The 10,010-nt window shown below is 68.1% G+C and carries 11 protein-coding genes; 2 read left to right on the forward strand and 9 right to left on the reverse strand.

Annotation, left to right across the window (positions count from 1 at the left end):
• The 3 genes from ACFVJS_RS22565 to rplJ form a co-directional block, all read right to left on the reverse strand.
• Nucleotides 1–686: ABC transporter ATP-binding protein (locus tag ACFVJS_RS22565; protein ID WP_378885188.1), on the reverse strand; the 686-nt coding region annotated here is incomplete at its 3' end.
• A gap of 390 nt (nt 687–1,076) precedes the next feature.
• The gene (gene rplL, locus ACFVJS_RS22570) at nt 1,077–1,466 is read right to left on the reverse strand and encodes a 50S ribosomal protein L7/L12 (protein WP_045547017.1); all 390 of its coding nucleotides are present in this window, start codon (nt 1,464–1,466) and stop codon (nt 1,077–1,079) included.
• A gap of 90 nt (nt 1,467–1,556) precedes the next feature.
• Complete coding sequence (rplJ, locus tag ACFVJS_RS22575; RefSeq protein ID WP_165110521.1) at nt 1,557–2,138, reverse strand: 50S ribosomal protein L10; 582 nt, start codon at nt 2,136–2,138, stop codon at nt 1,557–1,559.
• Between the two features lie 243 nt (nt 2,139–2,381).
• On the opposite strand from rplJ, the gene ACFVJS_RS22580 reads away from it, so the two are divergent.
• Entirely contained in the window at nt 2,382–3,371 is a 990-nt protein-coding gene (locus ACFVJS_RS22580; protein ID WP_378885193.1) for an aldo/keto reductase, read from the forward strand.
• A gap of 167 nt (nt 3,372–3,538) precedes the next feature.
• Complete coding sequence (locus tag ACFVJS_RS22585) at nt 3,539–4,792, forward strand: MFS transporter (RefSeq protein WP_378885196.1); 1,254 nt, start codon at nt 3,539–3,541, stop codon at nt 4,790–4,792.
• Here ACFVJS_RS22585 and ACFVJS_RS22590 read toward each other — a convergent pair.
• From ACFVJS_RS22590 to ACFVJS_RS22615, 6 genes are all read right to left on the reverse strand, one after another.
• On the reverse strand, nt 4,737–5,447 hold the full coding sequence (locus tag ACFVJS_RS22590; protein WP_378885199.1) for a maleylpyruvate isomerase family mycothiol-dependent enzyme: 711 nt from the start codon (nt 5,445–5,447) through the stop codon (nt 4,737–4,739). The two genes, ACFVJS_RS22585 and ACFVJS_RS22590, sit on opposite strands and share 56 nt — an antisense overlap.
• A gap of 32 nt (nt 5,448–5,479) precedes the next feature.
• Nucleotides 5,480–5,638, reverse strand: coding sequence for a hypothetical protein (locus ACFVJS_RS22595; RefSeq protein WP_378885202.1), 159 nt, complete (start codon nt 5,636–5,638; stop codon nt 5,480–5,482).
• 76 nt (nt 5,639–5,714) lie between these two features.
• Nucleotides 5,715–6,470 carry an amino acid ABC transporter ATP-binding protein gene (locus ACFVJS_RS22600; RefSeq protein WP_378885205.1) on the reverse strand — a complete coding sequence of 252 codons (756 nt, stop codon included), beginning with the start codon at nt 6,468–6,470 and terminating at the stop codon, nt 5,715–5,717.
• Complete coding sequence (locus ACFVJS_RS22605; RefSeq protein WP_378885208.1) at nt 6,470–7,282, reverse strand: amino acid ABC transporter permease; 813 nt, start codon at nt 7,280–7,282, stop codon at nt 6,470–6,472. Before ACFVJS_RS22605 ends, ACFVJS_RS22600 begins: the two co-directional genes overlap by 1 nt.
• Nucleotides 7,279–8,070: a transporter substrate-binding domain-containing protein gene (locus ACFVJS_RS22610; protein ID WP_378885211.1), complete on the reverse strand. Its 792-nt coding sequence runs from the start codon at nt 8,068–8,070 to the stop codon at nt 7,279–7,281. Before ACFVJS_RS22610 ends, ACFVJS_RS22605 begins: the two co-directional genes overlap by 4 nt.
• A gap of 78 nt (nt 8,071–8,148) precedes the next feature.
• A complete protein-coding gene (locus tag ACFVJS_RS22615; RefSeq protein ID WP_378885214.1) occupies nt 8,149–9,732 on the reverse strand; it encodes a carboxylesterase/lipase family protein in 1,584 nt (527 codons plus the stop codon).
• Between the last annotated feature and the right edge of the window lie 278 nt (nt 9,733–10,010).

The raw sequence follows: 10,010 nt of genomic DNA on the forward strand, positions 1-10,010 counted from the left end.
AGCAGCATCTCGCGGGGACCGTACATGGCCAGGTGCTTGTGGTAGAGCAGGCCGATGTTGTCCGGCACCGTACGCGTCGAGTTGATGTCGTGGGTCACGATCAGGAACGTCGCGTCGATCTGCGCGTTCAGGTCGATGAAGAGCTGGTTGATGAACGCGGTGCGCACCGGGTCGAGACCGGAGTCGGGCTCGTCGATGAGCAGGATCTCGGGGTCGAGGACGAGGGCTCGCGCCAGACCGGCACGCTTGCGCATACCGCCGGAGATCTCACCGGGAAGCTTGTTCTCGGCGCCGATGAGACCGACCAGGTCCATCTTCTCCATGACGATGTTGCGGATCTCCGACTCGCTCTTCTTCGTGTGCTCACGCAAGGGGAACGCGACGTTGTCGAACAGGTCCATCGAGCCGAACATGGCGCCGTCCTGGAACAGGACACCGAACAGCTTGCGGACCTCGTAGAGATCCTTCTCCGAGCAGCTGGCGATGTCGACGCCTTCGATGACCACCGATCCCTGGTCTGGCTTGATCAGACCGATCAGGGTCTTGAGGAGCACCGACTTACCGGTGCCGGACGGCCCGAGCATCACGCTGATCTCGCCCGCGGGCAGCGTCAGCGTGACGTCCTTCCAGATGAGCTGCTTACCAAAGCTCTTGGTCAGCCCTTCGATCTTTACGTCTACACCCATCCGGGCCGGCTCCCTTCCTGTTCGCGGAGGTCTCCCTCAAGTCCCCCACTGCCCGACTAACGGCGAAGTGTGACGGGGGTTACGCACTTCCTGCGACACGCGTCACACTTTTGTAAACCATAGCGGCTGCGAACGGCGACGGTGATCGCCACCCGAGACGGGTCCCTCAGCGAACACAACGACGGTCGGATCGCGACCTTCGCGCTCGGCGTGTGTTCAAGATAACGAAACAAACTGCGGGAGGCTACTCTCGAGTAGCCTCCCGCAGTTGGAACGATCGGAGCGCTGCGCTGCAGTTTGACCGATCTGTGGCGGAACTGTTTCCGCGATGTAGAAAGCCCGGGCCCGGCGGAACCGCCGAACCCGGGCTCAAGGGCCGAAGCCCTCAGATCACTTGACGGTGACCGTGGCGCCGGCGGCCTCGAGGGCCTCCTTCGCCTTGTCAGCGGTCTCCTTGTTGGCGCCCTCGAGGACGGCCTTGGGCGCACCCTCGACCAGCTCCTTGGCCTCCTTCAGACCGAGGGAGGTGAGGCCGCGCACCTCCTTGATGACGTTGATCTTCTTGTCGCCAGCGGACTCGAGAATGACGTCGAACTCGTCCTTCTCGGCAGCGGCCTCGCCGGCCGGGGCGCCCGGGGCGCCGGCAGCAGCGGCAACGGCAACCGGAGCGGCAGCGGTGACACCGAAGGTGTCCTCGAAGGCCTTAACGAACTCGGAGAGCTCGATGAGGGTGAGCTCCTTGAAAGCGTCGAGCAGCTCGTCGGTGGAGAGCTTCGCCATGATGGCATTCCTTTCGTGGTGGCCCTGAGCGGTTGGTTATCGGATCCGCACCGGGGCCGGGTTACAGGTGGTGTTAGTTACGACCGGGGCTCACGCCTCGGCCGGAGCCTCCTCGGCGGCAGCCGGCTCAGCGGCACCACCTGCGAGGATCGAGGGGTCCTCCGCGGCCTTGGCCTCGAGAGCGGCAGCGAGCTGCGCGGTCTTCGAGGGCAGAGCGTTGAAGGCGTACAGAGCCTGGGACATCGTCGCGGTGAACGCGCCCGCAAGCTTGGCGAGCAGGACCTCGCGCGACTCCAGGTCGGCAAGCTTGCCGACCTCAGCAGCGTCGATGGCCTTGCCGTCGAGGTACCCGCCCTTGATGACAAGGTTGGGGTTGGCCTTGGCAAAGTCACGCAGACCCTTGGCCGCCTCGACGACGTCACCCTTGATGAAGGCGATCGCGGTCGGGCCGGTCAGCAGGTCATCGAAGCCTTCGATGCCGCTCTGGGAGGCAGCGATCTTGGCCAGCGTGTTCTTGACCACGGCGTAGTTTGCGCTCTCACCGAGCGAGCGACGAAGAGTCTTCAGCTCGCCAACGGTGAGACCACGGTACTCGGTCAGCACGACACCGCTCGAGGCGCTGAACTCGTCAGCGATCTCGGCAACGGCAGCCTGCTTGTCAGCCCGCGCCATGGGTCTCCTTCTTCCGGGAATCGATCCCACCGGCGAGGGCCCGTGAACGACAAACGCCCCGAGCGCAGGCTCAGGGCGTGACGTACGATCTCGTCTTGCTCATCACCTACGCTGGCCGTCCGCATCCTGCGGAACCTTCGATCGGGTGCATGCACACCTGACAACCGGCGGTCTCTGGTTTCGAGCAACAATTATGCGTACGCCGCGGAGTGCCGCCAAATCCGCGCCCAGTACCTTTGCCGCATGGAGAGCCACACCTTCGGAAGGATCGGGCGCTCGGCGTCGGTCATCGGTCTCGGCACCTGGCAGCTCGGTGCCGACTGGGGCGAGGTCAGCGAGTCGGACGCGCTGGCCGTGCTCGAGGCGGCGGTGGGCGACGGGGTGACCTTCCTCGACACCGCCGACGTCTACGGCGACGGCCGGAGCGAGCAGGTGATCGGGCGGTTCCTGCGGTCGCACGAGGGCCTGTTCGTCGCCACGAAGATGGGACGCCGGGCCGAACAGGTGCCGTCCAGCTACACCCTGACCGCCTTCCGCGAGTGGCTCGACCGCTCGCGCTCCAACCTCGGCGTCGACACGATCGACCTGGTGCAGCTGCACTGCCCGCCCTCGGAGACGATCGAGTCCGCGGCGACCTATGACGCGCTGGACACGCTGGTCGCGGAGGGCGTGATCGCTGCGTACGGGGTCAGCGTGGAGACCTGCGACCAGGCGCTGGCCGCGATCGCGCGGCCCCACGTGGCCTCTGTCCAGATCATCCTGAACGCGTTCCGGCTCAAGCCGCTGGACCGCGTGCTCCCCGCCGCTGCGGAGGCCGGCGTCGGGATCATCGCGCGGGTGCCGCTGGCCTCCGGGCTGCTGTCTGGGCGCTACACCGAGTCGACGACCTTCGCCGCCGACGACCACCGCAGCTACAACCGCCACGGCGAGGCCTTCGACGTCGGCGAGACCTTCTCCGGCGTCGACTACGCCACCGGCGTCAAGGCGGCTCAGGAGTTCGCCGAGCTGGTGTCCGAGCACGGCCCGGAGGGCGCGACGCCCGCACAGGTCGCCCTCGCCTGGGTGGCCCAGCAACCCGGCGTCACCACGGTCATCCCCGGCGCCCGCAACACCGCCCAGGCCCACGCCAACTCCGCCGCCGGCTCGCTGCCGCCGCTCTCGGACGCACTGCTCTCCGGCGTACGCCAGATCTACGACACCCACTTCCGCGAGGCCGTGCACTCCCGCTGGTGACGATCTGCCGAGGCGTCGCCCCCGTCGGCCGAGTGGGCATCGAACTGCCGGGTCGACCGACCTGAGTGACGTCTCGGCCGACCGCGGTGACGCCTCGGCCAGCGGCCTGCCGTCTCGCTCTGCGTAAAAATAGTGAGCCTTGGTAATGAATCGGGCAGAGTAAAGGGGTGACGACGGAGACGACGAGCAAGGAGTTCCGGTTCCGAGACATCGCGGTGGTGGCGTACGCACCGTCGATCGTCAGCTCCATGGGACACGGGGCGGTGATGCCGGTGCTCGCGCTCCGGGCGTCCGACCTGGGCGCGGACGCTTCCCTGGCCGCGTTCGTGGTCGCGCTGCTCGGGATCGGATCGCTGGCCACCTCCCTGCCCGCCGGCTCGCTGGTGGCTCGGATCGGCGAGCGGCGGACGTTGATGGGCGCCGGAGCGCTCGACGCGGTCGCGATGACCGTGGCCTTCCTCAGCAGCTCGGTCGCCGTGCTCGCCGTCGCCGTCTTCGTGAGCGGGATGAGCTGGACGGCGTTCCTGATCGCCCGGCAGGGCTTCCTCATCGACGCGACCCCACCCTCCCACCGGGCGCGGGCGATGTCGCTGCTCGGCGGGTCGTTCCGGCTCGGCGTCTTCGTCGGGCCGCTGCTGGGCGCCGGCCTCATCCACTTCCTCGGGGTCCCGGCGGTCTTCTTGTTCGCGGCCGCGATGTCGCTGACCTCGGCGGTGATCGGCGGCTGGATGCCCGAGCTCGGCCGCACCCGAACTCGCGAGCAGGGGCATCTGAGCGTACGCAGCGTGCTCTGGACCCACCGCCGGACCTTCGCCACCCTCGGCATCGCGGTGGTGATCATCGGCATCTCGCGGTCCGTACGCACCGGCCTCCTCCCTCTCTGGGCCGACCACATCCACCTCGAGGCCTCGGTCGTGTCCCTGCTCTTCGCCGGCGCCGCGCTCGTCGACATCGCCCTCACCTTCCCCGGTGGGTGGCTGCTCGACCACCGCGGGCGTCAGGTCGTGGCGATCCCCGTGGTGCTCGCCGTGGGCCTCGGCTGTCTGCTGCTCCCCCTCACCCACGACGCGCTCAGCCTGGGTGCGGTGATGGCGCTGATCGCCATCGGCAACGGCCTCGGCTCGGGCATCGTGATGACGCTCGGCGCCGATGCCGCGCCGGCCGACGGGCGCGCCCAGTTCCTCGGTGGCTGGCGGCTGTGCGGCGACCTGGGCGGCACCGGCGGCCCGCTCCTGGTCTCCGCCCTGGCCGCGGTCTTCTCGATCGCCGCCGCTCCGGTCGCGCTCGGCCTCTTCTCGCTCGCGGGGACGGTCTGGGTGGGCTACTGGACCGGCCGCGCCGACCGTGCCCGCCTCTCAGCTGCGGCTACGGAACGATCGCGCGAGAGAGTGCCTCAGCCAGAGCTGCCTCGTCGCCGGTGACGGTCAGCTCGGCGGCGGTGGGCGGCGTACGTCCCCAGAGCAGCAGCGCCAGATCACGAGCCGAGCCGGCGACCGACACCTTCTGCACCGCGTTCGGCGCCCCGATCGCCCAACTCTGGTCGACATCGATGGCGGAGAGCTCGATGCGGGTGACGACCTTGCGCGTGCGCTTCAGGGCGATCTGGCGCGGGTACATCACGGTCAGCACCTCATCGACGGCGTCGGCCCAGAGCTCCGGCGTCACCTCGGGCGCCGCGAGGCCGAGAGCCGAGCGGATGTCCCAGAGGTGCACCAGGGTCTCGTGCACCTGGCGCCGGAACCAGAACGAGACCGGTCCGAGGCCGTCGTCGCTCAGCCCGTTGAGGATCCGGCCCGTCGCCCCCGGACCCAGCGCCGAGAGCGTCTCGCGCAGCTCGGCGGCCTGCTCCTGGTAGGTCGCGACCAGATCCAACGGGACCGGCAACGGCACCTCGTCCTCGTCGCGCGCCATCGCCGCGGCCCAGTGGTGCACACCAGCCAGATGGTCGGCCAGGTCCCCCACGGACCAGTCTCCACAGGACGGCACCGGTAGGTCCGGGTCGGCCTGCTTCAGCGCGGCGGCGAACTCGGACTGCAGCTCACCGAGGATCACGAAGTAGTCGTCAGACGTGGGCACGCCGCCGACCCTACTGTCATCAGAGGCCGGCCTCAGCCGCATCTCGCCAGGACCGCGGCCAGCCTCTCCTCCAGGCGGGTCAGCTCGGCCGCATCGGTGATGAACGACGCCCTGCCCGGTGGCGGCAGGAAGCCGACCGCGTCCATCACGTCGAAGTGCGTCGCGATCCCACAGCACGGTGCACGCGCCACTCCAAGAGTTGGTCCGGGACGTTCCTGCCCATTACTCGACGGTAGATGGACCGAAACGTTCCGGACTATCTGGGCCTCAGAGCACGCGGGAGAGGAACGCCTGGGTGCGCTCGTGCTGCGGGTTGCCGAGCACGTCGGCGGGGAGGCCCTCCTCGACGATGACGCCGCCGTCCATGAAGACGACCTTGTCGGCGACCTCGCGGGCGAAGCCCATCTCGTGGGTGACGACCATCATCGTCATGCCCTCGGAGGCGAGGTCCTTCATGACCGCCAGGACGTCCCCGACCAGCTCAGGGTCGAGGGCAGAGGTCGGCTCGTCGAACAGCATCATGTCGGGGTTCATCGACAGCGCCCGCGCGATGGCGACACGCTGCTGCTGACCACCGGAGAGGTGGGCCGGGTAGGCGTCGGCCTTGTCCGAGAGCCCGACCTTCTCCAGGTTGGCCCGAGCGATCTTCGTGGCCTCGGCCCGGCCTCGCTTGAGCACCTTCTCCTGGGCGACGGTCAGGTTGCGCAGGACCGTCATGTGCTGGAAGAGGTTGAACTGCTGGAAGACCATCCCGATCCGGGCACGGAGCGCGTCCACATCGGCATCCGGGTCGGTGATCTCGTCGCCCTCGACCAGGATCGTGCCGCTGGTGGGCGTCTCCAAGAGGTTCACGCACCGCAGCAGCGTGGACTTGCCGGAGCCCGACGGTCCGATGACACAGACGACCTCGCCGCGCGCGACGTGGAAGTCGATGCCCTTGAGCACCTCGTTGTCGCCGAAGTACTTGTGCAGGTTCTGTACGTCGATCGCAGCCGAGGCGCGATCGGTGGCGGCAACACTCATCATCGGGCCTTCCCGGACTTGGCTTCCATGCGGCGTACGACGATCGAGAGTGGCACGGTGATCAGCAGGTAGCACAGCGCGATCGTGACCATCGGGGTCAGGTTGGCGAAGGCGTTCATGTTCTCCCGGCCGAACGCGGTCAGCTCGTACTCGTCCAGCGACATCCCGAGGATGTAGACCAGCGAGGAGTCCTTGGTGAGCAGGATCAGCTCGTTGGTCAACGGCGGCAGGATGATGCGGAACGCCTGCGGGATCACGATCGTGACCATCGCGCGCGAGTGGGTCATCCCCAGCGTGCGGGCCGCTTCGTACTGCCCCTTGGGCACTGCCTGGATGCCCGCGCGGATCGTCTCGGCCATGTAGGCACCGCCGACCAGACCGAGCGCCAGCGTCACCGTGACGATGTTGCCGAGGTTCACACCGAAGGCGATGGGCAAGCCGAGGCCGAGCACCAGGAAGACGACCAACGCCGGCAGCCCGCGGAAGAGCTCGATGATGCCGGTGGCGATCCATCGATACGGGCCCACGCTCGAGAGCCGCATCAGCGCCAGGACCAGTCCCAGCGCCAGCCCGAAGGCGAAGCCGCAGGCGGTGTAGATGATCGTGTTCTTGAGCGCGATCAGGATGACATCGGGAAACAGCTGCGAGGCGATGTCGAGGTCGACGAACGCACGCCTGATCTCACCCCAGTCCGCGATCAGAGCAAGGACGACGACCAGCAGCACCAGAATGGCGTACTGGACGTAACGGACGAGCGCCGCGCGCTTGCGCGGCGACATCCGCTTCTTGGGAACCACCGCCGCGCTGGTCACTGCGCGGCAGCCTCCCCGAACCACTTCTTGTAGACCTTGTCGTAGGCGGCCTTGTCGTTGATCGCCTTGTTGAGCACCTCGAGCAGCTTGTCGTTGCCACCCTTCTTGACCGTGAAGCCGTACGCCTCACCGGTCTGGAACTCGCTGGTGATCTCCATGTCCGTGTTGGACTTGATGAAGTCGTAGAGCAGACCGTTGTCGTTGACGCCGGCGTCGGCCTTGCCGCTCTTGACGGCCTGCATCATCAGCGCCGAGTCCTCGAGGGTGATGATCTTGGCGTCCTTGGGAGCGTTCTCCTTGACGTAGTCGGCTCCCGTGGTGGCCTCCTGGACCGCGATGGTCTTGCCGGCGAGGTCGTCGAGCGACGCGTAGCCGGCGCCCTTCTTGGTCATCAGCGCCTGGGTCGCCTCGAAGTAGGGCTCGGTGAAGTCCATGACCTTCTCGCGCTCCTCGTTGATCGTCATCGCGCCTGCGGCGACGTCACACTTCCCGGAGTTGAGCGCCTCACCGGAGACGATGGTCTCCCAGCCGATGTTGACGACCTCGGTCTCGAGCTTCTCGGCGTCGGCCGCGATCTTGAGCACGTCGATGTCGAAGCCGACGACCTCGCCGCCCTCGTTGAACTCGAACGGCTTGTAGGGCAGGTGCGTGCAGATGGTCAGGGTGTCGGCCTTGACCAGCTTCGCACCCGACGGGGAGGTGCCACCCTCCTCGCCGCCACCACAGGCAGCGAGCGCCAGCCCGAGGGCGGGAAGGGTCAGGGCAGCAGCGAGCTTCCGCAGATTCATGCGCCGAACTCTACGACGCTTTAGACGCCGATGGCCCGCCGCCCCTCGGGGTGGCGAGCCGTCCGACGTGGCCGTACGTCACCCGAGGATGCCGTTCCAGAAGGCACATCTGCTCGTCTCGGCGGTGTCCACCAGACGAATGCCACCCTCGCCCGGAGCCAGCTGGAGTACGTCGCCGGAGTCGCGGAAGACCGGCCAGCGAGCCGCACCCGGATCGCCCGGACGACCATGGTGGGCGAACGAGGTCCAGTAGGAGACCATCGTGTCGGACAGCTCTGTCTGAGCCTCGTTCAGGTCACCGAGCAGGCCCGGGAAGAGGTACGTCAGCTCGGTGGCGTGCTCGGCGCCTTCGTCGTATCCCGGTAGGTCGATCAGTGGCGGCGCGCCCCGATCGGCGAACTGGTAGGCGAAGACGTTCACCCCGGCATCGGTGAGCAGCTCGAACGCCTCCTGGTGGGCGCAGGTCGAGAGCCCGCCGGCGGAGTCGGTGCGGATCGCCGCCAGCGCGTGGCGCGGGTCGTCATAGGCCTCGGCCGGGTAGAGCTCCAGAACGGCATCGGCTGCGGGGCCGTAGGTGCTGCGTACGATCTCTTCGTATTTCGGCACGGTGATCGGCTGGGGATACTCGAGGCCGACGTAGAGACGCATCTCGTCGAGGGTCGAGCCGTGCATCACCGGGACCCGGTTGAACCGCCCCGACGCGATCGCCTCGGGGTACGCGCGCGGCAGCACGCGTGGGTCACCGACGACCGGTCCGGCGTTGAGCCGGGCGGCAGCGAACGCCTCGATCAGATTCTTGACCGGCGCGGCCCGCAGGCATTCCGCCACGTCAGCGACGTCCCCGCAGCCGACCGCGGCCGCCAGTCGCTGCCCCTCTGCCTCGGCACCCGCGTCGGTCCGGGCGGGCGCGGCGCAGGAGCCGCTCTGCGGAATCGCCTTGTGGAACAGCCCGGCAGCAGCCGGGGAGGCGATCTGGGCGCAGGTGTCGATCGAGCCGGCGGACTCGCCGAAGACGGTCACGTTGCGGCGGTTGCCACTGAACGCACCGATGTTGCGCTGCACCCACCGCAGCACGGCCTGCTGGTCGAGCAGTCCGTAGTTGCCGGACTCGTAGGCGCCGTCCAGCTGCGGGTGCGCGAGCCAGCCGATCGCACCGAGGCGGTAGTTGGCGGTCACCACGACGACGTCTCCCTGGACGGCCAGCTTGCTCGCGTCGTAGTTCGAGCTCGACCCGGTGGTGTTGCCGCCGCCGTGGAACCACACCATCACCGGCAGCTTCCGCTTCACCGGCCGCTCGGGGACGAAAACGTTGAGGAACAGGCAGTCCTCGGCGTACGTCGTTCCTCCGCCGTACGCCGGGGCGATCTGCGCACACTGGCTGCCCGGCTCGGTGGCCTCCCGCACGCCGGCCCACCGGGCAGCCGGCGCCGGAGCCTGCCAGCGCCGCTCGCCGACGGGCGGCGCTGCGTACGGGATGCCCTGGAAGGTGTGGTAGCCGTCATGGTCGAGGCCCCGGACAACACCCTTGTCGGTCGCGACGACCGTGTCGGAGGTGTCGGAGGTGTCGGAGGTGTCGGACGGGGTCGCCGCGGCGGCCGAGAGACCGGTCAGGGCGAGCGTGGCCGAGGCGATGACCGGGACGAGAACGCGAAGTCTGAACACCGATGTTCCTTTCGTCGACCTCCCGACAGTAGGAGGCCGCCGACCCCGGTGGGCAGTGCCGGAGGAACCCAAACCTGAGGTGCGCAGCGCACAAATGCATCGAGCGCCGCTGCCCGGGGGCAACGGCGCTCGATGGGTTGGTCACTCCACGAAGATGGATCTCGACCCGCAGTCGCGGGGTAGCAAACAGAGCCCCCCCCGCCCGCGCTGCCATCGCGGTGGGGCCCCGCGCGGTTCTCGCCGGGCCCCCCGCGCAAGCCGCCTCCACAACCCCCCCC

This window comes from Nocardioides sp. NPDC057772 (assembly GCF_042798075.1).
GTDB lineage: Bacteria > Actinomycetota > Actinomycetes > Propionibacteriales > Nocardioidaceae > Nocardioides.

Bases quoted from the DNA above. Each gene is read 5' to 3' on its own strand.
- ACFVJS_RS22580 (WP_378885193.1), top strand. From the start codon at position 2,382: ATGGAGAGCCACACCTTCGGAAGGATCGGGCGCTCGGCGTCGGTCATC.
- ACFVJS_RS22610 (WP_378885211.1), bottom strand. From the start codon at position 8,070: ATGAATCTGCGGAAGCTCGCTGCTGCCCTGACCCTTCCCGCCCTCGGG.
- rplL (WP_045547017.1), bottom strand. From the start codon at position 1,466: ATGGCGAAGCTCTCCACCGACGAGCTGCTCGACGCTTTCAAGGAGCTC.
- rplJ (WP_165110521.1), bottom strand. From the start codon at position 2,138: ATGGCGCGGGCTGACAAGCAGGCTGCCGTTGCCGAGATCGCTGACGAG.
- ACFVJS_RS22600 (WP_378885205.1), bottom strand. From the start codon at position 6,470: ATGAGTGTTGCCGCCACCGATCGCGCCTCGGCTGCGATCGACGTACAG.